Source organism: Nocardia sp. 852002-51101_SCH5132738, from assembly GCF_001665695.1.
GTDB lineage: Bacteria > Actinomycetota > Actinomycetes > Mycobacteriales > Mycobacteriaceae > Nocardia > Nocardia nova.
Genome location: NZ_LZML01000183.1, coordinates 214,085 through 239,716, shown reverse-complemented (window position 1 = coordinate 239,716; position 25,632 = coordinate 214,085). Strand labels below are relative to the sequence as shown.

The window sequence follows — 25,632 nt, the reverse complement described above, 5'->3', positions numbered from 1 at the left end:
GAAGCACGGCCGGTCACCTAGGCAACCGGCACGACCCTGCCCTCGCGGCGGGCCTCCAGCTGGGCCGGCCGGTGCTTGCCGTCGGAGAACCAGTGATGCGAGCCGGGTGTGCGCGCCTCGGTCGCCAGGTGCTTGATTCCTGCCTCACACGCGAATTCCTTGAGTTTCTTGCCGGCGAATCCGCCGAAGTACAGCCGCATGGCGGTCTCGTTCTTGTGACCGAGCTGGTAGATCCCGGCGTCCCGGCCGAAGCTGAGGCACATCGCGGGGAAGGCGAGGTCGACGGGTGCGGGCTGTTCACCCGCCATGCGGTGCAGCACCGTATCGGCGGCGTGTGCTCCCAGGCAGTACGCCGTGTAGGCGCTCATGCGGAACGGCAGATCCGAGGGTGCCGACGAATCACCCGCCGCGACGATGCGTTCATCGTCGACGCTGGTCAGTGTCTCGTCGGTGAGCAGCCGTCCGGCGGCATCGACGCTCAATCCGCTGCGAGCGGCCAGATCCGGTACGCCGAAGCCGGCAGCCCAGATGGTCACGGCACTGACCAGGGACCGGCCGTCGCCGAGTTTCACCACGTCCCGCCGGATCGCGGTGACGGTCGCATCGGGACCTTCGACGACCTTCACTCCGAGCTTCGCGAGGTACTTGTGGGCGGTGCGCCGCGCCTTCGGGTGCAGATACGGTCCGAGAACGCTGCCGCAGACCAAGGTGACCGTGCGGCCCTGCTCGGCCAGCTCGGCGGCGGTCTCGATCCCGGTCGGCCCGCCCCCGATCACCGTCACCGGGGCCGATGAGGGCGTATCGAACAGCACCGATCGCAGCCGTTGCGCCGCCTCCAGAGTCGCTACGGGATAGGCGAATTCGGCCGCGCCCGGCACCTGCGGCGCGGGGGTTCCACTCCCCACGGCGTAGATCAGATAGTCGTACCGGATGCTGCCGCCCTCGACCGAGTGCACGGTGCGCTCGGTTGGGTCGATCCGCGTCACGCTGTCGACGACCAGCCGCACCTTCTCGGCGAGGACGTCCTGGTAATCGACGACCGCCTCGTGAGTCGCGCCCACCAACTGGTGCAACCGCAGCCTCGGGACGAACACTCGGCGGGGGTTGATCACGGTCACCCGCACGTCGTCTCGCTGCGTCAGACGGTTGGCTGCCATCACGCCGGCGTATCCGCCGCCGATCACCACGACTTCGTTGTTGTTCATCGTCTTTCCTCCGTGTGCTGAGGGGTTCGGGCATAAGACGCCGCATCCCTCACGGCTGTGACAACGAGTGACGTGGATCACAAGCTACGGCCGGATGTCAGCGGTGCCGACGTGGATCGGCTCCACTCGGCTTTCGCCGCACGGGCGCTGCGGAGGGTTTCTCGGCCCGGGGGACGTCGCCGGGCGCACTGTTCGAGGCGCCCTGCGGTGCTGCGCCATCCGCGCGCGGCGCCACTTCGCAGGCGTTCGGCGCCGGGACACCCGACAACCGCTCACCCAGCCACTGCGTCGATCCGAGAAAGCCGTCGAAGTAGCCGAGGATGTGTTCCCCGCCCACGATGCTCTTCGTGGCCGGGACTCCCAGAGCACACTGTTCGGCGTAGAACGCCTCGGCCTTCGCGACCGGCATCCAGGGATCGTGCACGCCGTTGTAGACGTAGATCGGCATGCCGGCCTTCTTGCCTTTCAGACTCAACCGCCGGAACATCATGTCGGCGAATTCGGTGTGGAGCGGGTCGGCCATATTGGCCACGGCCGCAAAGGGTACGAAGACGCCGATGTCGGCCATGGTCGAACTGCACACGTCCTTGAGCGGGGAAATGGCCGCCCACTGCGCGAGATGATTCATGCGGCTGAGGATTTCGGGATGCTCTCGGGCCAGCGCGAGTGTCACGGTCATCATCAGTCCCGAGGCGTAGGTGCCGTCGAAGGTCTTCGCGAAGGATTCGTAATCGACGGGCAGACCGCCCATCGCGGCACCGGCCAGGTTGGGGGCCAGTTCCGGGGCGTATTCGCGCGAAAGCATCGCGGCGGCGTAGCTGGCGATGGCACCGCCGGAATAGCCGGTCATCGCGAACCGGCTCTCGCCGAACTCGTCCGGCATCAGGCGCCGTACCGCACGCACGGTGTCGAGCATGATGTGGCCGGCCACGGTCGGCTCGGCATACGCCATCAACGGTCCCTCGTGATCCGGGATCACCACCGCGTAGTTCCGGCTCGCGGCCCACATCGTCGGTGAGGGGACAAAATCGTTGCCGGTGCCGCCGGTCGTGATGTCGAATCCGTGGGAGAACACGTAGCCGGGAGTGCAGCGCCGATTGAGCGCGTTGATCGGCGGGGCGTTCAGCAGCACCGGCCGGCTTCCCGGCCCGGTCCACCGGCCGAACGGCAACAGCAGCGTCGCGGTCCCGAAGGACGGCGCGCCCGAGGAGTTCGTGGTCCGGAATTTCAGCTGTATCGCCCGCTGAACCGGCGTGAGCACCGTCAGGAAGACCATCGGCACCCCCGGCCAGCTGACGTCCCGCGATTCGATGACGTCACCCGGTGCGTACTGGGCGAGATTCGCCGGGGCCTGGTCGAAGAACGGATCCCCGGTCGGACTGGATTGAATCGCATTCCACAGCGCCTGCGGGTCCGACGCCCCGCCGGAATCTGAAGCAGCGGACCCGATCCCGGGCAGCACCGACGACGGCGCGGGAATGGTGTCGTCGAGCCATTTCTGGAACGCCGACGGCCCCGGATCCTTATGTGTGACTGCGGGATTCGGCTCCGAGGACGCAGCGTCCGGCTCACCGGCCGCCGGCGCTGGAGAAGTGGAGGCCGGCGGTGCAGCCGGACCCGAGGCTGGCGGCGCAGGCTGGTCGGTGGTCGACGGCGCCGCGGGACCGGACTCCGACGGCGCGACACCGTCGGAAGCCGACGGCACATCCGGACCGGACGCCGGAGGAACAGCCTGCTCGGGGTCGGACGACTCTCCGTGGTCGGATGCCGGCGGAGTTGTCGGGACGGCAGTGGTCGGGGCGGCGGTCGGCGACGACGGGTCGGCGGCCGCGGCAGCTTGCCCCAACGTCAGTGCACAACCCATCGCCAGCGTGACCGCAATGCCCCGTAGACATTTCACGACAACACACCCGTCCTGTCGGAGTGGTACTCGAACCGAAGGTCGTGCAGAAGTGGAGCAGTCCCGGCTATCCGGTATGCAAGGGCGCGCGTCGGCGGCGGCCGAGGCCGCACCGACCTTCGAAAGATAACCCCGGACCAGCGAGAATCGGTGGATCTGACGCGAAAATGCCCGGCACGTGTCCCTTCGAACGCCATTGCACGCAACAACCGGTCGCTCTGCATTGAGGTCGAACGGATCGTGCAAACCTCGACGAAATTGCACGATTTTCACATAACGCGACGCACTTTGCACGATTTGTTCGCGCTCCCATGACCGGCGAGCGCCGTCGCGGTACTGGCGTCACCCGGACAACGAATGTTCTCTCGGGCGGCGTCGCTCTGTCGCCCATGCGGGCAGTGCCTCGCGCGCCGACAGCCACTGCTCGGGTATCCCGCGTATCGAACCTCGGCAGCCGACTCCCGTGTACGCGGCCACGATCCCGCCGACGATCGCGGCCGTGGTGTCCACGTCCCCACCCGCTTCGACGCAGGCGGTGACCGCAGCCGGATAGTCGCCGAGGAAGCTTGCGGCCACCCACAGGGTGAACGGGACCGTATCGTGCGCGCTGACCCGGGCGCCGTTGCCGAGTTCGTAGGCCGCTTCGGCCACGGATCTGCCGATCAATGTCCGCGCGCGACGGACACCGGCCGCGGTGCGCCCGTCGACCAGGTACGGCTCCACCGCATCCAGCAATTCGCCGGGCGCACAGTCTTTTCCACGAACCGCTGCGGCGTGGCCGGCCGCGACGGCGACCGCCATCGCGCCGACGATCGCTTCCGGATGACGGTGGGTGATCTCGGCGGAAAACGCTGCCTGCGCCGCCGCCCGCTCCGGATCTCCGGCGAAATAGGCCCCGAGCGGGGCGACCCGCATCGCCGCACCGTTGCCCCACGACCCGTTCCCGCCGAAAACCGCACCTGCCGCGTCGGCCCACGGCCTGCCGTCGCGAATCTCGTGCAGCACAACGACTGTGCCCGGCCCGTAACCACGGTAGGGCTCACATCGTTCGGCGAACACGGCCGCGAGCGCGTCGCGGTCGATACGGCCGCGGTCGAGGACCTCCGTGTACACCGAACAGGCCATCTCGGTGTCGTCGGTCCACTGCCACGGAGGCGCCGGCGGTCGCCCGGCGTGAAGATCGGACACGGAGCGCCCGGGAACGAAGAACTGCGCACCCAGCGCATCACCAACGGATAAGCCCACAAGGCTGTCATATGCGGTATCGGAGTTCGGCATGCGCGAACAAGCGTGCCAACAAAAGACAGCTGCCGCAAGACTCGGGAGAGCCCACGTCCGGTGTGCCGCCGGATACCGAATGGCAACCGGCGCGCACGCCGGGAACCTCAGTTCAGGTGCTGTGCTCGCGGCAGACCCAACGTCAGCGCTCCCAAACCGAACGACACCACGGCCAAGGCCAGCATCATGGTGATCGCGCCGTCGAGGGTGTGGGAGCGGAAGAACAGGGTGGTCAGTACTGCCAAACCCAGTGCGTTGCCGATCTGTTCGATGGTCGGGACGACTCCCGATGTCTCGGACATGTGGTCGGCGTTGAGGCCGGACAGCATGATCGGCTGGATTTGGACCGCGAAGATCCCTACTCCGAAACCGGCTGCGCACACGGCGGGGGTGGCGATGAGAGGGTTGGCGATGCCGTTGGTCAGGTGGAGGTAGATCGCGCCGCCGGCCATGCAGCCTCCGTAGAGGGTGACGCCGCCGGCCAGGATCAGGATTCCCCACTGCCGGACCAGGAACAGGGAGGCGATCGCTCCCGCGCCCGCTCCCAGAGCGAACAGCGTCATGACGATCGCCGTGTGCCACGGCGTGTAGCCGAGGACGTCCTGCATGGTGATGGAGGCGGCGAAGACGAAGGCGGTGAACAGGCCGAAGAAGACGCAGATCAGGATCGAGCCGATGCGAAAGCCTCTGTCGGAGAAGAGTTCCAGCCGCATCAACGGGTCGGCTCCACGGGACGAGCGCCTGATCTGGTGGGCCACGAACAGGGCGCACACCACGACTCCGGCCAGGGCGAGGGCGATCGGCCGGGATTGCCAGCCGTGCTGTTGGACCAGGGCGAGGGCATAGACGAGCAGCAGAAGTCCGGCGCCCGACAATGCCGCGCCGCCGAGGTCGAGGCGCTCGGGTGACGCCGGCCGGCCGATCCGCAGATAGCGCCAGGCCAGGCCGAACGCGACCATGCCGATGGGAAGGTTGATCAGGAAGACCGTGCGCCAGCCCCAGCCGCCGATGTCGACGGTGAGTAGCGCGCCGCCGAGGATGGGGCCGAGCATGCCGGCGAAACCGGCCACCCCGCCGTACATGGCGAAGACCAGGGAGTGGCGTTCGCGCGGGAAACTGGCGATGAGGATGGCGATGGTCTGCGCCGCCATGCCCGCGCCCGCGGCGCCTTGCACTACGCGGGCTGCGACCAATTCGGTGGCGCCGGTGGACAATCCGCACCACACCGAGGCAGCGGTGAAGGCCACCACCGAGGTGAGGAACATCGCGCGGCGGCCGACGACGGCCCCGAGTCGGGCGGCACTGAGCAACGTACAGGCGAAGGCCAGCGAATAGCCCGAGATGACCAGCAATTCCGCCGAGCGGGAGGCCCCCAGATCGGAGGTCAACCGAGGCAGGGCGGTGTTCACGATCGTCACGTCGATCATTTGCATGAACACTGCGATCAGACAGCCGGCGAAGGCCAGCCACGCCGCCGATTCGGACGGTGACGAGCCGGGAAGCAGGACAACGCTTTCCGGTTCGCCGACGGTGTTGCCCCTCATCCGGCCAGCTCGATCACGCTGCGCGGGGCGGACAACGCCAGTTCGGTCGGAAAACTCAAGCGCACCACACGATGTGGTGGCGCTATCTCGATCTGTGCGACGAACGGCGGCAGGAGCCCGCCGATCATCTTGTCCAGCAACATGTTCACCTGCCCGAAGCTGGGCCGCAGGCGCACCTGGCGGCATTCGATCTCGCCCGTGCCGACCACCGAGTCCGTGCGCTTGTCCACGCGCGCGACCAAAGGCCAGTGCACCGAGAAGGCCAGCCACGTATCGATCGACTGCACCGAGCCCTCGGTGAGGTCGAGCCCGCGCAACAGGGTCAGGCCGCCGACGATCGGCATGATGTCGGCGGGAAACGGCGTGGGTGCGCCGCCTATCGGGAGGTGGACGGTGTCGACGAAATGCGCCTCCTCGCGAGAGACGACCGCGCCACGAGAGCGGGTTTCGGCGCGGTAGTCCTCGGCGCGCAGAAATCCGTCGAGCCGGCCGAAGCGCTGGTCGACGGTCAGTTCCAGCTCGCCGTCGCCGCTCGATGCCTCGAGCAGCGTCCGGTAACCGCCGTTCTCGTGGGTGACGACGCTGGTCATCTCGAAACCCGCACTGCGCCCGCCGGTTTCGACGGTGTACCGGCATTTCTCGCCGTCGGGTATGCCGGGGTCGCGAAAGAGGGTGGGCACCGTACCTCCTGAAACCACGAAACCTCCTGTAGTTCAGTTCGTTTCCGCGTCGCGGTCGATGATCGACGCGAAAACCGAGCGCATCGCCGCGATATAGCGCTCCACCGAGTCGTGGGCGACCGCGGTGTCGGGATAGATGACGCTCAGCGTGGTCCCGGACGGCAGCCGATTGACCCAGATCAGCGCCTCTTCCGACGCGGCACGGTTGGCGTAGACGCCGGCGGTGACCTCGTCGAAGAATTCGTGGCCCAGGAAGTCGCGGGCGTCGATGAACGAGATCATCGGTGTGACCCAGCCGGGTTCGGCCTTGATCTCCGAGTCGGCGGGCAGCAGTTCGAGCACCCGGTGGAACGAGGTGGGCGCCAGTCGCAGCCCGTTCTCGTAGGCGCGCTGGGCCAATTTCAGCGTGCGGGTGACGCGGGTGCCGGGGCCGACCGGAAAAGCCACCGGCACCAGCGTCACATACCAGCCGACCGAATTGCCCTCCGCCGCCGAGGTTCTCGTGCTCACCGGAGTCATCCCGAAGTAGTAGTCGGAATCGGTGAGATCGCGTTCGGCCAGGGCCGCCGCCGCGAAGACCCCGCCCACGAATTCCGCGTCATTGGCCCGGCAGACCTCCTCGAAGGCCAGCGCCTGCTGTTCGTCCAGCAGGGGCACCGTGCGATGCGCGCTGCGGTTGTAGCCGTCGGAGCGCTTGCCGAGGTCCAGCGGAAAGGACGGTAGCCGATTATCGTTGCCGTGCAACAACTGTAACCACTTCCGCACACCGGGTGAGGACAGCGTCAGGGTCTCGCTGTAGGCCCGCTCGGTGACGCAGTAGTTCAGATAACTCGCCGCCGGGGGCAGCGGCTCCGCCTCGCCGCCGAGTTCGGCCAGATACAGCTGCGCGAAATCGGAGGCGGACAGATACTGGCCGAGACCGTCGGTGTGCAGGTGGTCGACGGCGAGGTAGACCGTGGTCGCGTCGCCGTGTTCGATGGCTCCGAAGGTGAAGCAATCCCATTGGAACGGATCGGGAGTCGTCTTCTCGACGTGCTGACGGATCGCGGCCGGATCGTCGATCCACCCGTAGTCGATCGGAATGAAGTCGACCACGTCCTCGGGCACCAGATGCCGCCGCACGGTGCCGTCGGCGTCGATGTCGAACCAGGTCCGGAAGGTGTCGTGCCGCAACAGGAAGGTGTTGATGATCCGCGTCATCGCCTCCCGGTCCAGGCCACCGGTCGGGATCTGCGCGGTGGCCAGGCACAGTCCGGAGAAGCGGAAGTCGGCGGCGGCGTGCCGATTCGCCTGGCGCAGATACTGTTCCTGTTGCAGCGACGGCGGCGCCGGATGCACCGGGGCGGTCCGGGCCCGCGCCACCGCTTCCGGTGACGCGACCCAGGTGACCATCCGCCCCGGCGGCGGTGACCATTCGTCGATGAGTCCGAAGTCGACCACGACTACCTCATTTCCACCGGTGGGCATCGAAACGGCGGCCCATCAGCCGACTCCCGCCATCTCCGCGACCGCACCGGCCGGCGCGTCGGGGCCGCTCGACTCGGCCGCGGGCTGTGATCCGCCCGGGACGGTCCCGTCCACCGCCGCGGCCAGGGCAGCCGGATCCGGTTGAGCCCCACCGGGTTCGTGCGCCAGGATCAGCTCGGCCACCTTCGGTCCGGCCTGCTCCAGGCTGAACGAGCGGCCCATCTGCAACGACATCAGGTCGATGCCGAGCGTCTTGGTCACGCGTGCGCCGAGTTCGACCGCCATCAGCGAATCCAGACCCAGCTCCGGCACCGGAATCGTCATATCGATGGTGTCGACGTCCACGCCCATGACGACGGCCAGTTCGCCTGCCATCAGCCGGGCGATGTGCGGGCCGCGCTTGGACTCCTCCATCGCGGCCAGCTCCTCACGCAACCGGGCCAGCTCGGAGGTGTCCTTCGCCGAGGCCCGCGCGAGTGCGGCGGTGCGACCGGTGCGAGCCAGTTGCGGGAAGGTACCGGTGAGCTTGGCCCAGTCGGTCGGGATGACGGCCACGCGCGAGGCTCCCAGGCGCAGGCACTGTTCCAGATAGGCGGTGGCGTCGCCCATATCGATGGGGCCGAATCCGACCAGGTCCAGATATTTCTCGGAGGTCTCGTTCGCCGCCATGCCCCCGGCGCCGGACAGGTGGCCCCAGCCGACGCACAACGCCCGCTCCCCCGCCTGCGACCAGCGCAGCGCCAGCGATTCGACCGCGACATTGGCCGCGCAGTAACTGTATTGGCCGTAGATGCCGTACATCGACCCGCCCGACGAGCACAGCACGAACATGTCGAGGTCGATGCCCGCGTCGGCGACCGCCCGGTGCACGATCTGCGCGCCCAGCACCTTCGGCAGATAGACCTGTTCGAGCTGGCCGATTTCCATCTTGGCCAGATTGTTGTCCGCGACCGCACCCGCGGCGTGGAACACCCCGCGTAGCGGATGGCCGGCGCTGTGGATGCGTGCGATCGCGTCGGCCACCGCCTCGGCGTCGGTCACATCGAGCAGTTCCTCGACGATCTCGATCCCGATCGCGCGCCACGCCTCGAGCTGCCGGCGCGCCTCCTCGGTGGTCGCGCCGCGCCGCCCGGCCAGCACCAGCCGCCGCGCACCACGCAAGGTCAGCCAGCGGCCGATCGCCAGACCGAACCCACCGAATCCGCCGGTAACCAAATACGTTGCGCTGTCGCTGATCTCGACATCCGGCAGGTACGGGCGCACCGGCGGTTCCGGCGCGTCCATGCGCAGCGCGATCCGGGCCGGCCGCGACGAGCGCAGCGTCTCCTCGAACGCCTTGCTCACCTCGGCGGTGTCGAACAGGTGGTACGGCAGGGGGCGGTAGGTGCCCTCGGTGACCTTCTCGAACACCCGTTGCAGCAGAGCCGCGAGCCGTTGCGGCTTCACCTTGACCAGGCGGTCGAGGTCCATCGAGAAGTACGACAGGTTCTTGTCGAAATTGGCCAGTTCCAGCAGGCCACCGGTATAGATGTCGGCCTTGCCGACCTCGACGATGCGGCCGAATTCCGCTGCGGCGTTGAAGTTCTGGCGCAGAATCTCACCGGGCGCGCTGCTGACGATCACATCGGCGCCCGCTCCTCCCGTGATCGCGGCGACCTCGTCGACGAAGTTCAGCGACCGCGAATTCACCGCGTAGTCCGCCCCCATCGCGAGCACGTGGGCACGCCGCTCCGGGGTGCTGGCGGTGCCGATGATGGTGGCGCCGCGGGCCTTGGCGACCTGGATCGCGGCGGTGCCGACGCCGCCGGCCGCACCGTGCACCAGCACCGTCTCTCCCGGTTCCAGCCGGGCCAGATCCAGCAGGGCGTATTCGGCGGTGCCGAAGGCGATGATGCTGGTGCAGTGCCCCGGATCGGTGCCCTCGGGCAGGACGACCGCGAGCTGCCGGTCCACGACCGCGAAGCGGCGCATCATGCCCTTGGCGGCCACACCGACCAGATCCCCCTCCTCGACGTCCTCGACGCCGGGCCCGAGCCGCACCACGGTGCCGACCCCCTCCATACCGGGCACGGTGCCGAAATACGTTGGAGCCAGCTCACGTTCGCCGAGCAACCCGATGACCTTCAGCGGATCCTTGTAGTTCAATCCGATGACCTGCATCCGGATCTCGATCTCGCCCGGGCCCGGTTCCACGCGCGGGCATTCCCGCCAGGCGAGTGCCGACAGCAGCCGGGTGCGCGGCATGTCGAGTTCGAAGTTGGCCTCCGGATCCGTCAGCGGCGCCGAGGTGTCCAGGACTTCCAGCCGTTCGGGCAGCGGTTTGGTGATCACCGTCGCCCAGCGTTTGCCGTCGCGCAACAGCACCTCGTCGCTGTTGTCGAGGGAGAAGGCGCCGGGCACCGCCAGTTCCGCCACGAGATCGGCGATCGGTGTCGCGGGTTCGGTGTCGACGAGCCGCCAGCGCAGTGCGGTCTGCTCGTTGAGCAGGACGCGCCGCGCGCCGGCCAATGCGGCCTGCCCGGTGTCGGGCACGGCGGAACTGCCGGGCAGGGCGAACGCGGATTCGGTGACCAGGGTGCAGTGCACGAGACCATCGCCGAAAATCGTTTGCGGAGTGCCGTTCTCGCTCGGCGGTTCGACGAATTCGGCGACAGCCACCGCGATGCGCTTGAGCGTCCACAAGTGCGCCACGTCGTCGGCGACCGCACCCGCGACCACGCAGATGTGCAACCGCCGAGTCGGCTCGCCGCGGGCGGCGCGCAGTTGCTCGACGAGCTCGGACTCCAGTTCCGGCCCGGTCGAATCCACTACGTGCAGGCGGGAATCCGGAAGCGCGGCCACCAATCGGTCGGCCCGTGCCGTCTCGCCGAGGCGGACCACCAGGGTAGTCACCGAACCGGCCTCGGCCAGTGCGGACGGGTCGATCGGATCGCGTTCCTCGAAGGTCTCGGTGTAGTAGAAGTCGGCCATCCGGTGCAGTGGATCGTCGCCGGGCCGCAGCGCGCCGATCTGCAGGCCGGACAGCCGGACCACCAATTTGTGGTCGGCGTCGAGCAGATCCACATCGGCACGCAGCCGCGCCTTCGGATCGCGCCGGGCCACCACGGTCACCGTCTCGGGCAGCGCCGCCAGCAAGCGCACCGCACCCACGCCGACCGGAACCATCACGCCCTCGTCGATGCGTTCGTCGGCGAACAGCATGGCCGCGCACTGCATGGCGGCGTCCACGACCGCCGGATGCGCCAGATGGCCGGAATCCGCGGCGATCGAGCCGTCGACGGTCGCCACCACCACATCGCGGCCGACCCGCACCGAGGTGACCCGCCGGAACGACGGCCCGTATTGCAGTCCGGCCGCGGCCAGACCCGTGTAGAACATCGCCGGGTCGACGTCGATGCCGACCTCGATCTCCGGAACATCGACCGTGGTCTGCTCGTGGCTGCCGGTGAGGGTGCGCCCGGAGGCGTGCACGGTCCACGCGGTACCGGTGGCACTGCGCGAGCGGATCAGGAACCGGCCGCTGGCCTCCTCGATACTCAGTGCCACCAGCGGTACGTCCGGGGCACCCATGATCAGCGGTGCGACGAACCGAACTCCCTCCAGCGCAACCTGTTCCGAGCCGATTCGCGACGTGGTGGCGCTCAGTGCCGCGTCCAGATACGCGGCCCCGGGCATGATCTTGATGCCGTTGACCACGTGATCCGACAGCCACGGCAGCAATTCGGTGCCGACCTGCAGCAGCCATTCCGGACGGCCTTCGACATCGGGATCGCCGAGCATCGCGTAGGAGCCGGGGGTGCCGAGGCGGGCCTGTTCGAACAGCGGCAGCGCCGAGTGCAGGCGGGTGCGCTGCCAGGGATAACGAGGCAGCGGCAGATGCGGAGTGGCCGGGCGATCGGGCGGGAACAGCAGATCGCGGTCGAGGACACCGGCGGCGTGCAGGCCGATCAGCGTGCGGCGCAGGCTGTCGGCATCCGCTTGTTCGCGGTCCAGCGTCGGCACCGTGGTCCCCTGCACATCGGCGCCGAGCAGGGCTTCGCGAATATTGCCCGACAGCACCGGATGCGGGCCGACCTCGAGGAAGATCCGATGACCCGCGCCGATCAGGGCGCCGACGGCATCGAAGAACCGGACCGGTTGCCGCACGTTCGACCACCAGTAGGACGCGTCCCAGTCGGCCTCGGCGACCCGCATGCCCGTCACCGTCGAATACAGCGGCACGGTCGGCGTCCGGGGCTCCAGATCGGCCAGCACCGACCGCAATTCGGCCTCGATCGGCTCCATCAGGCGGCTGTGATACGGCACCTCCACCCGCAGGCGGCGGGCGAAAACGCCGTCCTCGGTGAGCTTTTCGGCCAGCAGATCCAGCCGGTCGGCGTCGCCGGAGAGGGTGACGGCGCTGGGACTGTTCACCGCCGCGATATCGATGCCCGGATCGTCGCCGATCAGTTCGAGGGCCTTGTCCTTCGGCAATCCCACCGCGAGCATGCCGCCGGTGCCGGCGGTGGTCGCCTGCAGCCGGGCGCGGTGGTAGGCCACCCGCACGGCGTCGCGCAGCGACAGCATGCCGCTCACATACGCCGCCGACACCTCGCCGACGCTGTGTCCCACGATGGCGGCCGGGGTGATGCCGTACTGCTCCAGCTCGCGCACGAGCCCGACCTGGACGAGGAAGTTGGCCGGCTGCGCGACGTCGGTTCGGGTGACGCGGGATTCGTTCTCCGGCTTGCGCAGTTCGTCGATGATCGACCAGCCCGCGAGGGCCCGGAACTCGGCATCGATCTCTGCCGCGGTCTCGGCGAACACACCACCGGCCGCGAGCAGTTCCCGTCCCATCCGCCAGTGCTGCGGGCCCATGCCGGAGAAGACGAAGACCGGTTCGGCCGCGCGCGACACGATGGTGCGGGACGCGTCGCGTCCCTCCCCCGCCGCATAGCTGCGCAGCTCCCGCACCAGGTCCTCGGTGGAGTCACCGATCAGGACGCCGGTGCGGAACGCGTGGTGCGCCATCCGCGTCCACGCCGCCTCGGCGAGGTGATCGGGGTCGGCTCCCGCGGTGATCAGGTCGGCGAATCGTCCGGCCAGCGCGCGGGCCGCGGCGGTGCTGCGGGCCGAGATGGGCAGAATGCCGAGGTGGCGGTGCGGCACGGCGGGCGCCGGGGCGGTACCGACGTATTCCTGCAGGATCGCATGCGCGTTGGTTCCGCCGTAGCCGAAACCGTTGACCGCCACCGACATCGGGCCGGCGTCGGCGGGCAGCGGCTGCGCTTCGGTCTGCACGTGCAGGCCCAGTTCCTCGAAGGGGATATCCGGGTTCTGCTTGTCCAGCCAGCCCTGCGGGGGCAGCGTGCGATGTGTGATGGCCAGCGCCGCCTTGATCACACTGGCGATTCCGGCGGCGGCCTCGGTGTGACCGATCGTCGCCTTGACCGACCCGACGCCGACCGACTCGGTGCGTCCGGCGGGTGCGCCGAAAACCTTTCCCAGCGCGCGCAATTCGACCGGGTCGCCGACGAGGGTTCCGGTGCCGTGCGCCTCGAGGTAGGTGATCGACTGCGGCGCCAGCCCCGAGCGTTCACAGACGGTGCGGGCCAGCGCCTCCTGGGAATCGACATTCGGCACCGTGATGGCGGTCGTGCGTCCGTCCTGATTCGAGCCGGTGGCCTTGACCACCGCGTAGATGCGGTCGCCGTCGCGCACGGCGTCGTCGAGCTTCTTCAGCACCACCATGCCGGCGCCCTCGCCGCGGCCGTATCCGTCGGCGGAGGCGTCGAAGGATTTGCAGCGGCCGTCGGCGGCGAGGAAGCCGCCCTTGCACATCAGCACGAAGGTTTCCGGCTGCAGCATCACGTTCACGCCGCCGGCCAGGGCCACCCGGCAGTCGTCGTTGTCCAGGGCCTGGCAGGCCAGATGAAAGGCCACCAGCGACGACGAACAGGCGGTGTCGACGGTGAGCGCGGGCCCGACCAGATTGAGCGCGTAGGCGATTCGATTCGACAGCATCGTGTAGGACGCGCTTGCCGGAGTGTGCATATCCGTGTGGAACAGGGCCGGCCCGACCACGCCGATCACGGACTGGTCGACCACGAATCCGCCGACGTACACCCCGACCGAGGAACCGGGCGCGCGGCCGGCCATCCCGGCGTCGTCGAGCGCCTCCCAGGTGACCTCGAGCATCAGGCGTTGCTGCGGGTCCAGCACCGTCGCCTCCCGCGGGGAGATCCCGAAGAAGTCGGGGTCGAACTGCCACGGGTCGACGGTCATGAAGGCGCCGCGTTTGGTGTAGCTGCGGCCCGGGGTGCGGGGTTCGGCGTCGTAGTACCTGCGGTAGTCCCATCGATCCGCCGGCATCTCGACCACGCCGTCGCGCTTGTCGACCACGAAGTCCCAGAATGTCTCGGGCGAGTCGATTCCGCCCGCGAATCGACAGCCGATACCCACAATTGCAATATCCGACACGAATATCCTCCGGTCTCGCGTTCAGAGGCCACCGGCTGATCTCGGCGACTCACTCGTCTCTCTGCGGTCCTGGGCATTGACCGATGGCGCCCACGCTATTGACCGCGATCGAGGAAGGAAGAGATTCATTGCAGTTTTGGACCCTCCAACCAACAGCGCGCGGCGAATTTGTGATCCCGCCCAGCGGCTGCACCGAAATGTTCGGTGCCGGCTACCCGGCCACTGAACCCACAGTGCCGCAACAGTATTCGGTACAATCTCCGACGGCCGACCGGGACCTCACGGAGGGCTTTGCTCACCACTCACAAGAGCGACGGGCCGCGATTATGATCCGTCGGTAAATTGCTGTACATCGGCCGAATTCGCGCGTAACCCGTCCTATCTTTCCTCGAACGCTCATTTTCTTCAGGGAGCTGTCGGCCGCCCCCACGGCGATACGGCGGTTAATTTCCGGAAATTCCGCCGAAACTCCAGGTCCGGTCTCTCGGCGAGCGTCGCGAAACGACAGCCGAACCGATCCGCGCAAACAGTTGGGAGCCGGCACTTGTCCGCCGAATCGAATCACTGGGCCGATGTCGTGCTGCGTCGGCGGTTCACGGTGATCGGTGTGCTGGTGACGGGCCTGCTCGCCCTCGGCTGGTACGGGCTCGGCCTCGGCGCGCATCTCAGCTCCAGCGGCTGGGACGATCCGTCCTCGGAATCGGTGCGGGCCGCGCACGTCCACGAGCAGATCTTCGGGCGCGACCACAGCGCCGACGTGGTGCTGCTGTATCACGCGCCGCCCGGCACGACGATCGACGATCCGGCCTTCGCCTCGCCGATCGTGGCGAGCCTGAACAGTCTGCCCGATCGCTACCCGCGGCAGATCGACCGCGTGAACGGCGCGTACTGGCCCACGAGAACGGGTGTGGCGCTCCCGGATGTGTTCGGCTCCGCGGACCGTGAGCACGCCTTCGCCTCGATCGCCATCCACGGCGACAACCCCACCGAGCAGATGCGCAACTTCCGAGCCGTCGCGCACGCCTTCGATGTGCCGGGAGTGAATATGGAGGTCGCCGGCGGGCAAGCGGTCGCCGGCGCACTGAACGACACCATGGCCCACGATCAGCAGCGCATGGAACTGTTCGCGATTCCCGCGGTGGCGGTGCTGCTGTTCTTCCTCTTCGGCGGTGTGGTGGCGGCGGCGCTGCCGTTGATCGTCGGCGGGCTCACCGTGCTCGGCGCCTGGGGGCTCATCCGCTTGCTGACCACCGTCACCGAGGTGAATTCCTTCGTCTCGCCGGTGGTTTCGATGGTCGGGCTGGGCCTGGCCATCGACTACGGACTGTTCGTGCTGAGCCGGTTCCGCGACGAACTCGCCGACGGCCGCGAGGTCGACGACGCGGTGCGGCGTGCCGTGGCGACCGCGGGCCACACCGTGATGTTCTCCGCGACCATCGTGGCCGTGGCCGCCGCCGGAATTCTGGTGTTCCCGCAGGGTTTTCTGCGCTCGTTCGCCTACGGCGCCATCATCACCATCTCGCTGGCCGCGTTCACCTCGGTCACGCTGCTGCCCGCGATGCTGGCGGTGCTCGGCCACCGGGTGGACCGCTTCGGCGTCTCCTGGTTTCGCCGGACCACGCCACCGGGCCGGGTTCCGGACAATCTCTGGGGGCGAATCGCCGACCGTGTGATGAAAAGGCCGCTGCTCGTAGCGGTTTCGGTGGTAATCGGATTGCTGGTGCTGATCGCGCCGATCCGGGATCTGGCCTTCGGCGCGATCAACGAACGGTTCCTGCCACCGGACCATCCGACGCGGCTGGCCCAGCAGCACTTCGACGAGATCTTCCCGCTGCGCCGCATCAACCCGATCGACCTGGTGCTGATCACCTACGACCCCGCTGCCGCGGACACCGTGCTGGCCGAGGCAGGCCACGCCCCGGGCCTCGCGGCGCCGTTCCCCGCCTGGCTGCAACGGCCCGCGCAGTCCAGCGTTCTCACCACGCAAACGGTGCTCGCGCCCACCGCCGACAAGGACGCGGCGATCGATTACCTGCGTTCGATGCCGCTGCCGAAGGGCGCCACCCTGTTCGTCGGTGGGCAACCCGCCATCGAGAAGGACAGTATCGACGCCCTCGTGCACCGGATACCGCTGGTGGTCGTCCTCGTATTCCTCGCCACCACCGCCCTCATGGCATGGAGTTTCCGGTCGCTGGTGCTGCCGTTGAAGGCCGCCGCGCTGAACCTGCTCGGGCTCGGCGCCACGGTCGGCATCCTCACCTGGATCTTCATCGACGGGCACGGCGCCGGGCCGCTCGGCTTCACCCCGCAACCGATCATGGCGCTGGTCCTGGTGGTGATCGTGTCGGTGATCTACGGGTTGTCCACCGACTACGAGATATTCCTGCTCTCCCGCATGGTCGAGGCGCGAGCCGCGGGCGCGTCCACCCGCGAGGCGATCCGCGCCGGCGTCGCCCACACCGGGCGCATCATCACCGCAGCCGCCCTGATCCTGCTGGTCGTCACCGGCGCCTTCGCGCTGTCGGATCTGGTGATGATGCAGTACATCGCCTTCGGCATGGTGGCCGCGCTGGTCATCGACGCGACGATCCTGCGCGTGCTGCTGGTTCCGGCGACGATGCGCCTGCTAAGCGACGCCTGCTGGTGGGCGCCGCGCTGGTTGCGCCGCGAACCGGGGCGGACGGCCGCGGACCACGAAGCCGACGTCGGGACAGACACTTTCGCGGACACCGACGACGCGCCTTCGCTGCCCGCGCCGGTGGCGAGCAACCGGTGACCGGTTGTGGCCATTTCGTTTCCGGTGCCCTGGTAGTGGCCAGTTGCCGACTCCGGCGAGGATGTCCGCCGCCGCATCGAGGGTCTCCTCGGTACAGTGGCGTCTGGTCTCGAATGGCTCGTCGCGCAGGCTTGTACCGGAAGAAGGAGATGCCGTGCCCGAACCCGCAGCCGTCCTCTTCGACATCGACGGCACGCTCGTCGACTCCAACTATCTGCATGCCGTGACCTGGCATCGAGCCTTCCGCGAGGTCGACGCGGACGTGCCGATCTGGCGGATCCACCGCAGTATCGGCATGGACGGCGACGAACTGCTGCGCACGCTCGCCCCCGACCTCGACAGCGAGACCGCCGATACCGCGAGCGATCTGCACAGCCGCTACTACCTCGACCGCGCCGACGAGTTGACCCTGCTGCCCGGCGCCCGCGAGATCCTGCGGCATCTGCACGACGCGGGTTTACGGGTCGTCCTCGCCACCTCCGCACCGCCCGACGAATTGGCCCGATTGCGCGACCTGCTCGATGCCGAGTCATGGTTGTACGCGGTGACCGGCGCCGAAGACGTGGAGACGGCCAAACCCGACCCGACCATCGTCCAGGTGGCGCTGGACCGGGCCGGGGTCACGCCGCAGCGAGCGGTGTTCGTCGGCGATACGGTCTGGGATATGCGCGCCTGCACGAAGCTGGGCGTGGCGGCCATCGGCGTCCTGAGCGGCGGAATATCCCGCGGCGAATTGACGGCCGACGGTGCGGCCTACGTCTGCGACGATGTCGACCATCTGCGCCGTGACCTGCGTCGCAGCCCGCTCGCGTCACTTCTCTGATCGTTTCCGGCGCCAATTCGTTACTGCCTCGAGAATCATGTCACCGTCGGGTGACACGACGCGCGCTGCGGCAACACTATGGACAAGTAGGCTTCGAATTCCGCACGGCGCGGCCTGGACCAGGCGACCGTGCCCGGAGCAGTGGCAGTGGCAGTGGCACAGCGGAGGATCACCGATCGATGACAGAAGAGTTCGACAGCGAGAGCTTGGCTGCCACCGAGCAATTTCTGAACCGGAACTACACGACCATGGAGATCGGCAATGCCACCGAGGTCCCGGTTCGCAGCCGGATCGCGCGCGACATGCTGGGCCAGGTGAGTCTCGACCGGCTCGAACTCGGATTCGATATGAGCTACGACGCCGATCCGCTGAACAAGATCTGCCTGATCGGGGTCGAAGCCGGATGGGTCGAGGAAGAATACGTCGACGCGGGCAACGATACGTTCGGGCCCGGCGAGATCGGAATTCTGACCCCGCCGGACCTGCCGTACTCCGGTGTCGTCCACCGGGCCGACTTCACCATCACGATGTTCGATCCGTCCCTGCTCGGCAGAGTCGCCTCGGGGAATCGGGCCGGAACCGCGGAGGTGGCCCTCACGAGCCATCGCACCGTCACTTCGGAGGCCGGCCATCGGCTCACCGCGGTCATCTCGCACATGCAGCAGCTCGCCGCCTCCTACGACGGTGACGTGCCGCCACTGGTGGCGGCCACGGCGTCGCAATATCTGGCGGCGACCGTACTGCACGCGTTTCCGAATACGGCCGGGCTCGAGGCGACCCCGGTCGATCGCCGAGACGCGCATCCGCTCACTGTGCGCCGCGCGATCGCGTACATGGAATCCCACATCCACGAGGACATCGCGGTGACCGACATCGCGGCGGCGGCCTATGTGACCGTGCGGGCGCTGCAGATCGCATTCCGCCGGCACCTGGACACCACGCCGACCGCGTATCTGAAGCGGATGCGGCTGCGCGGCGCCCATGAAGACCTGGTCGCGGGCAGTGCGGACGACGGCGACAGCGTGGCCGGCATCGCCGCCACATGGGGTTTCGGCCACCCCGGTCGTTTCGCCGCGCTCTACCGCCGCCACTACGGCCGCTCACCCGCCGCCACACTCGCCGGCTGAGCGCTGGACCGGGGCATATGCCGGTACAGGGCGTCCTCAGGACGGAAAACGAACGATTCAGTCCACTGTGCGTTCGAACGCGGGCAGCGGGCTCTACGCGTGAACATAATGATGCTTGTGCATAGAACGGACCCCCTTGCCGACCACACGACACCCGTGACCAGCGCGTCCGGCCGGATGCCGCAGGTCGGGTCGTTCCGGTTCTGGTTCGCCACCCGTCGCTGGGAATGGTCGGAGGAGGTGTACCGGATGCACGGGTACACCCCCGGCGGAGTCGTCCCGACCACGGAACTGCTGCTCGCGCACAAACATCCGGACGACCGCGAGGAGGTCGCCAAGACCATCGCCCGCGCGATCGAATTGGGCGAATCGTTCTCCAGCCGGCATCGGTTCGTCGATACCGCGGGCACCGTGCACAACGTGATGGTCGTCGCCGACCGGATCTTCGACGACGCCGGGCAGGTCGCCGCTACCGCCGGTTTCTACATCGACCTCACCGACACCCTCGCCGAGAACGAACGCGAAACCCTGTCCGCGACGCTGCCCGACGTGATCGAGAACCGCGCGGTGATCGAACAGGCCAAGGGCGTGCTGATGCGCATGTACCGCATCAACGCCGAGCAGGCGTTCAAGGTCCTGGCGTGGCGCTCGCAGGAAACCAACACGAAATTGCGTGATCTCGCCGCCCAGATCATCGAGGAACTTCCCCTCGTCGCGCCGCCGGCACCGGAGACCATCACCGCCTTCGACCACCTGCTGCTCACCGTGCACACCCGCATCCCGGGCGCGAAGGTCGGCGGCTAGCGGCGAGTTTGCCGACGCGCCGCCCGGGTATTACGCAGCGACCGCTTCGCACACCCGGAGGTGCTCGATGTCCGAACGATTCGACGACCAGAGCCGGCCCGCGAATCCGGAGCGCGAGGACGTCTCGCTCAGCGACTCGCCCGTGACCAACCGCAAGAGCCCGCTCCTGCTGGTGGTCACCATGATCATCGTGCTGGTCGTCATCGTGGTGCTGTTCGTGGTGCTGGGCTGAACGGCGGGGATGTCGACGTCACACCCGCAGATCGAGGCCTGACTCAGCCGCAGCGCACGGATGCCGACTCGTCGTAGCCGAGTTCCACATCGTGGGTGATCCGGCCCGCTCCAACGGTGACGGTGCTGCTCACCGAGGGATATCCGCGCGCCACCACGGTGTAGTGACCGGCGGGCAGATCGGAAACCACGTAGCGGCCGTTGTGGTCGGTGCGAGCGGTGGAGATCCGATCGCCGCCGGCGTCCAGAACGGTCACCTCGGCGTTGGCGACCGCCTTGCCCTGCGCCTGGACGGCGCCGGCCAGGGTTGCCATCGGTTCCAGGTCGACGTCGTGGTGCAGCAGTCCGCTGTCGGGGATGGTGAGGGTGACCGCGGTGGGGTGCATCCGGTCGGCGACCACGACCAGGGTGTGGGTACCCGACGCGACGCCGCCGCAGCTGTAGCCGCCGTCGCCGCCGGTCACCGCTGCCCCGATCACCTCTCCGAGTGGGTCGGTGAGGGTAACCGTCGCTCCCGCAACGGGTTTCCCGTCACCGGCGCGGCGGACGGTGCCGGTGAGCTCGCCGGAACTCGGCAGCGTCAGATCCACGGTCTGGGCCACGGCGCCGACGACGACGGTGACGGCCACCGGGCGATGCGCGGCGGCGGAGGCGATCAGCACATAGCTGCCGGGCGCCGGGGCGGGGAGGCGGTAGCTGCCGTCGGCTTCGCCCGTGGCGCGCGAAACCTGGTGTCCGCGTTGGTCGATCAGCGTCAGCGCCACATCCGGCACCGGCCGGCCGTTCTCGCGCCGGACGCTGCCACCGATGGCCCGGTCGTCGCCCGCCAGATCCACCGCCTGCGGCGCCGACACACCCGCGATTCCGGCGGCGACCGCGCTACCGTGCGGCGCGGCAGCCGGTTCCGGGTCCGACAGCTCCGCCGTCTCCGCGATGCCGTCCGATTCCGCGGCGACGGCCTGCGGCGCATGCGCGCGCACCGACGGAATGATCACCGCCGCCAGTGCGGCGAGCACGGAAACGCCGGCCAGGAACCAGAAGACCCGGGAGTACCCGGCATCCGCCGGCAGCCCGTGCACGGTGGTGGCACCCGAGGTCAGCAGCACGGCCGACACCGCGCTGCCGATCGCACCGCCGACGGTGCGGACGTTGGCGTTCATTCCGGTGGCCGCGCCCGTCTGGGCGGGCGGCACCGCGGCGACGATGATGGCCGGCATCGACGAGAAGGCCAGCCCGATACCGACACCCAGCAGCGCACCGGCCAGGTAGATCTCCCAGCTCTGGTCGTGCCCGACGGCGAGCATCACGAACGCCGGGACGGTGATGACGCTGCCGATCAGCACGATCGCCTTGGGGCCGATGCGCGCCGCCAGCGGCCCGATCGACAGGCCGATCACGAACATCGCCACCGACAGTGGCAGCATGTACAGCCCGGACTGGGTGATGCCGGCGCTCAGGCCGTATCCCGCAATCGCTTTCGGGGTCTGCAGCAGCTGCGGCAGGAAGGTCATCATGGCGTACATTCCGGCGCCGGTCAGCACGGCCACCAGGTTCGTGGTCCACACCGCCGGAATCCGCATGGTGCGCATATCGATCAGCGGGGTGGTCGATTTCAGCTCGACCACGATCCAGGCGGCCGCCGCCACGACGGCCAGCGCGAACAGGCCGAGCGTCAGCGCCGAACCCCAGCCCCAGGACGGCCCCTTGCTCACCGCGAGCAGCAGCGCCACCAGCCAGGCCGACAGGAGAATCGCCGCGCCCCAATTGATATTGCCCGGACTGCGCACCGGTGATTCCGGCACGAACACTATCGCGGCCACCGCGGCGATCGCGGTGATGATCATCGGCACCCAGAACAGCCAGTGGTAGTTCAGATGTTCGACGATCGGGCCCGCCAGCACCAGCCCGAGCCCGGAGCCGACGGCGATGAGCGAGGAGGCGATCCCCACCGCGCCGTGCAGCTTCTTCGCCGGGAACTCGTCGCGAATGATGCCGAATGCCAACGGAATCACGCCACCGCCCAGGCCCTGGATCACCCGCGCCACGATCATCACCCCGACCGATTCGGTCAGCGCCGCGATCAGCGAGCCGACCGTCAGCGCGACCAGGGTGACGACGAGCATGCGTTCCTTGCCGACCTTGTCGCCGATCCGCCCGAGAATCGGCGTCGCCACCGAGGCAGAGAGCAGATATCCGGTCATCAGCCAGGTCGCGGTGCTCTGCGTGGTGTGCAGCGCCGGAATCAGCAAGGCCAGTACCGGAACGACCATCGACTGCAGCAGCGCGTAGGCGGAGATGCCGAGCAGCAGCACCGCGAAGACGACGTTGTAGTGCGGGCGGGATTTGACGCGCGCCACGGGTGGTTTCCTCCCCACGAGACGGAAGTGGAGTGAATCTCCGGTTAGAAACCCTAACAGGGATGTGAGGCAGTCCCCGACCGCGCGGACGTGATCTCGACCTCAGTAATCGGTAACCACGATGTTGCACGAAACCGCGTCGCACGGTCCGCCGATCCCTCACAATGAGGGCAAGGATGAGGGATTCGGCAGGAACTCGGGTATGCGCATGACCGCACAGCTGGCTGGAAACGGAAATCTGTCGGTTCTGCGCGCCGCATGTCTGAGTGCCGGCATGGAAGCGGGCGGCGCACAGGAGGTGCGGTTCGGCGCGGGTACCGGTTACCGGTTGCCCAGCGGGGTCGTGGTGCGCATCAGCCACCCGGATCATCGGCCCGAGGCGCGCCGGGAGATCGAGGTCTCCCGCTGGCTCACCGCCTCCGGCGTCGCCGCGCCGCACACCCTGCCCGACGTGCGTCAGCCGCTCGAAATCCAGGGCCGGACGGTGACCTTCTGGCAGGTTCCGCCGCTGTATCAGCACGGCGCGCTGGACGATATGGCGCAGGCGCTGCTGCGATTACACAGCCTCGCGCCGCCGACGACGTTCGCTCTCGGCCAGCTGCAGCCGTTTCGCGGAATCGCCGAGTTGATCGCCACCGCCGAGCTGTTCACTGCCGACGACCGCCGCTGGCTGCGCGAGCATCTCACCGAATTGCGCGGGCGGTGGGCCGATCTGCCGAGCGGGATGCAGTGGTGTGTCATCCACGGCGAGGCCTGGGGCCGCGAATTCGCCGCCACCGTCGACCACGACGTCCTGATGCTGAACTTGGAGAACATGTCGATCGGCCCGCCGGAATGGGATCTGGTACCGACCGCGATCGCCTACGCCTCGCTGGGCTGGATCACCAGCGCGCAGTACGCCCGGTTCTGCAACGCCTACCACCTCGACGTCCTGCGGTGGCCGGGATTCTTCCTGCTGCGCGACATCGTCGAGTTGCGGATGACGATGGATGCCGTCCGCGCCGCCGTCGCCGACCCGGTTCACCTCCACCAGGCACGCTGGCGGCTGGCCTGTATCCGCGGCGACGAAGGTCCGCGGCAGTGGCCGGGCTGGGCGCCCCTGCACTGAAACCGTCTGGCCCTCACGCGGTTTCCCCCTTGCGCGAGCACGCGACGCCTCTCGCCCACAGATCAGAGCACCCATCTGGATTGGTGTCTGGAATGTGGTCCAGGTCATATGGTACGTTCTGCCGCATGGTTCGGCGGACGGAGGTTCGATGTCGACCACTGATCTGGATGTACACCTCGGGGGACGGGAACCCAGGGCGGCGCAGGTACTGCGCCGGAACTTCTCCGACACGGTGCTGTCGAGTCTCGCCACACTCGGCCGGGCGCTGCAGATGGGTTCCCATGCGATCCGGGTAGGCCTCGGCGATGCGGTGCGGATGCGGTTTCGGACGCGCGAAACCCTCACGCAGGCATGGTTTCTGATCAAGGTCACCGCGATACCGAGCGTGCTGATGGCGATTCCGTTCGGCGTCATCGTCTCCACCCAGGTCGGCAATATCGTCTCGCAACTCGGCGCGGATTCGATGATCGGCGCGGCCGGCGGGCTGGGGGTGATCAAACAGGGCGCGCCGATGGCCGCCGCGATGATGCTCGGCGGGGCCGGCTCGGCGGCCATCGCCTCCGATCTCGGCGCGCGAACCGTGCGGGAAGAGGTCGACGCCATGCGGGTCATGGGGATCGATCCGGTGCAGCGTCTCGTCGTTCCGCGCATCGCGGCGATGATGCTGGTCGCTCCGCTGCTCAACATCCTGATCATCGCTGTCGGCATCGCCTCCGGCTTCGCCGTCGCGGTCGCCGCGCTCGGGGTGACGCCGGGCAGTTACTGGCAGTCGTTCGGCGCCTTCACCACCACCCTCGATATCTGGGTGTCGCTGATCAAGGCGCTGATCTTCGGCTTCCTGGTGGTGATCATCGCCTGCCAACGCGGGCTCGAAGCCGGGGGCGGCCCGCGCGGCGTGGCCGACGGCGTGAACGCGGCCGTGGTCATGTCGATCGCCGCGGTCACCGTGCTCAATACCGCGATCACGCAGGTGGTCACCATGTTCTTCCCGGTGAGGATGGCCTGATGACCGCGACCCCGTATGCGCCCGCGGGCCTGCGGTGGGTGCATCGCCTGGGGCGTCGCGCCCATCCGCTGCGGCCGTTCGAATCGATCGGCTTCGTGCTCGGATTCGGGTGGCAGGTGGTGTCGTCGCTGCCGTACACGCTGATGCACTACCGCCGCGAGACGGTCGTGGTGATCACCGACATGACGTGGGGCCGCGGTTCGGTGATCATCGGCGGCGGCGTGGTCCCGCTGATGTTGCTGCTCGGGGCGGCGATGGGCGCCTCCATCGGCATCGAGGCGTTCAGTGCGCTCAACCTGCTGTCGCTGGGTCAGCTCAGCGGCCTGATCTCCGCGTTCGGGGTGACCCGGGAGCTGGCGCCGATCGCGGCGGGGGTCGGCTTCGCGGCGCAGGCCGGCTGCCGGATGACCGCGGAGATCGGGTCGATGCGCATCTCCGAGGAGATCGACGCGCTGGAATCGCTCGGCGTGCGGTCGGTGCCGTTCGTGGTGACCACCCGCGTCATCGCCGGAATCATCGCCGTCGCACCGGCTTTCGTGGTGGCACTGAGTCTCGGCTATCTGTCGTGCGCGCTGATCGTCACCACCATCCACGGCACGCCGGCCGGCACCTACAACCACTATTTCGATCAGTTCGTGCTGGGCTGGGACGTCATCGCCGCGACGATCAAGGTGATGGTCTTCGCGGTCGCCGTCGTCCTGATCCATTGTTACCAAGGCTTTTTCGCGACCGGCGGGCCGGAGGGCGTCGGCATCGGCTCGGGGCGCGCGATCCGGGCCAGCCTCGTCTCGATCATCGCGCTCGACATGCTCACCACCATCGTCCTCTGGGGATTCCGGTCCCCCATCACGTTCACCGGATGACCCC

At 68.1% G+C, this 25,632-nt stretch carries 16 protein-coding genes; 8 read left to right on the top strand and 8 right to left on the bottom strand.

Features of this window, described 5'->3' with window-relative positions:
- Positions 1 to 17 precede the first annotated feature (17 nt).
- The 7 genes from A5789_RS28010 to A5789_RS27980 form a co-directional block, all read right to left on the bottom strand.
- Positions 18 to 1,205, bottom strand: a complete 1,188-nt coding sequence (locus A5789_RS28010; protein ID WP_064901329.1) for an NAD(P)/FAD-dependent oxidoreductase — start codon at positions 1,203 to 1,205, stop codon at positions 18 to 20.
- 97 nt (positions 1,206 to 1,302) lie between these two features.
- On the bottom strand, positions 1,303 to 2,910 hold the full coding sequence (locus A5789_RS28005; RefSeq protein WP_064901331.1) for a lipase family protein: 1,608 nt from the start codon (positions 2,908 to 2,910) through the stop codon (positions 1,303 to 1,305).
- 537 nt (positions 2,911 to 3,447) lie between these two features.
- A complete protein-coding gene (locus A5789_RS28000; RefSeq protein ID WP_064901333.1) occupies positions 3,448 to 4,383 on the bottom strand; it encodes an ADP-ribosylglycohydrolase family protein in 936 nt (311 codons plus the stop codon).
- Between the two features lie 107 nt (positions 4,384 to 4,490).
- Positions 4,491 to 5,927 carry an MFS transporter gene (locus A5789_RS27995; protein WP_082941005.1) on the bottom strand — a complete coding sequence of 479 codons (1,437 nt, stop codon included), beginning with the start codon at positions 5,925 to 5,927 and terminating at the stop codon, positions 4,491 to 4,493.
- A complete protein-coding gene (locus A5789_RS27990; RefSeq protein WP_064901335.1) occupies positions 5,924 to 6,607 on the bottom strand; it encodes a hypothetical protein in 684 nt (227 codons plus the stop codon). Before A5789_RS27990 ends, A5789_RS27995 begins: the two co-directional genes overlap by 4 nt.
- Before the next feature lie 33 nt (positions 6,608 to 6,640).
- Positions 6,641 to 8,047, bottom strand: a complete 1,407-nt coding sequence (locus A5789_RS27985; protein ID WP_064901337.1) for a condensation domain-containing protein — start codon at positions 8,045 to 8,047, stop codon at positions 6,641 to 6,643.
- Between the two features lie 42 nt (positions 8,048 to 8,089).
- Positions 8,090 to 14,533, bottom strand: coding sequence for a type I polyketide synthase (locus A5789_RS27980; protein WP_082941004.1), 6,444 nt, complete (start codon positions 14,531 to 14,533; stop codon positions 8,090 to 8,092).
- A 544-nt stretch (positions 14,534 to 15,077) separates the two neighbouring features.
- On the opposite strand from A5789_RS27980, the gene A5789_RS27975 reads away from it, so the two are divergent.
- The 5 genes from A5789_RS27975 to A5789_RS36985 all read left to right on the top strand — a co-directional run bounded on the left by A5789_RS27975 (position 15,078) and on the right by A5789_RS36985 (position 20,295).
- Positions 15,078 to 17,309, top strand: a complete 2,232-nt coding sequence (locus A5789_RS27975) for an MMPL family transporter (RefSeq protein ID WP_064901339.1) — start codon at positions 15,078 to 15,080, stop codon at positions 17,307 to 17,309.
- A 154-nt stretch (positions 17,310 to 17,463) separates the two neighbouring features.
- Entirely contained in the window at positions 17,464 to 18,132 is a 669-nt protein-coding gene (locus tag A5789_RS27970) for an HAD family hydrolase (protein WP_063012813.1), read from the top strand.
- Between the two features lie 179 nt (positions 18,133 to 18,311).
- Positions 18,312 to 19,259 carry an AraC family transcriptional regulator gene (locus A5789_RS27965; protein ID WP_064901341.1) on the top strand — a complete coding sequence of 316 codons (948 nt, stop codon included), beginning with the start codon at positions 18,312 to 18,314 and terminating at the stop codon, positions 19,257 to 19,259.
- 177 nt (positions 19,260 to 19,436) lie between these two features.
- Positions 19,437 to 20,063, top strand: coding sequence for a PAS and ANTAR domain-containing protein (locus tag A5789_RS27960; RefSeq protein ID WP_227462964.1), 627 nt, complete (start codon positions 19,437 to 19,439; stop codon positions 20,061 to 20,063).
- A gap of 67 nt (positions 20,064 to 20,130) precedes the next feature.
- Positions 20,131 to 20,295, top strand: coding sequence for a hypothetical protein (locus A5789_RS36985; protein ID WP_156511305.1), 165 nt, complete (start codon positions 20,131 to 20,133; stop codon positions 20,293 to 20,295).
- Positions 20,296 to 20,338: 43 nt separating this feature from the next.
- On the opposite strand, the gene A5789_RS27955 is transcribed toward A5789_RS36985, so the two are convergent.
- Positions 20,339 to 22,651 (bottom strand): MFS transporter, encoded by a 2,313-nt coding sequence (locus A5789_RS27955; protein WP_064901343.1) that lies wholly within the window; start codon positions 22,649 to 22,651, stop codon positions 20,339 to 20,341.
- Positions 22,652 to 22,853: 202 nt separating this feature from the next.
- Between A5789_RS27955 and A5789_RS27950 the strand changes: the two genes are divergently transcribed.
- The 3 genes from A5789_RS27950 (at position 22,854) to A5789_RS27940 (ending at position 25,628) form a co-directional block, all read left to right on the top strand.
- Positions 22,854 to 23,759, top strand: a complete 906-nt coding sequence (locus tag A5789_RS27950) for a phosphotransferase family protein (RefSeq protein ID WP_227462956.1) — start codon at positions 22,854 to 22,856, stop codon at positions 23,757 to 23,759.
- 148 nt (positions 23,760 to 23,907) lie between these two features.
- Complete coding sequence (locus A5789_RS27945; protein WP_063012819.1) at positions 23,908 to 24,765, top strand: ABC transporter permease; 858 nt, start codon at positions 23,908 to 23,910, stop codon at positions 24,763 to 24,765.
- Complete coding sequence (locus A5789_RS27940) at positions 24,765 to 25,628, top strand: ABC transporter permease (protein WP_063012821.1); 864 nt, start codon at positions 24,765 to 24,767, stop codon at positions 25,626 to 25,628. Before A5789_RS27945 ends, A5789_RS27940 begins: the two co-directional genes overlap by 1 nt.
- Positions 25,629 to 25,632: the final 4 nt, after the last annotated feature.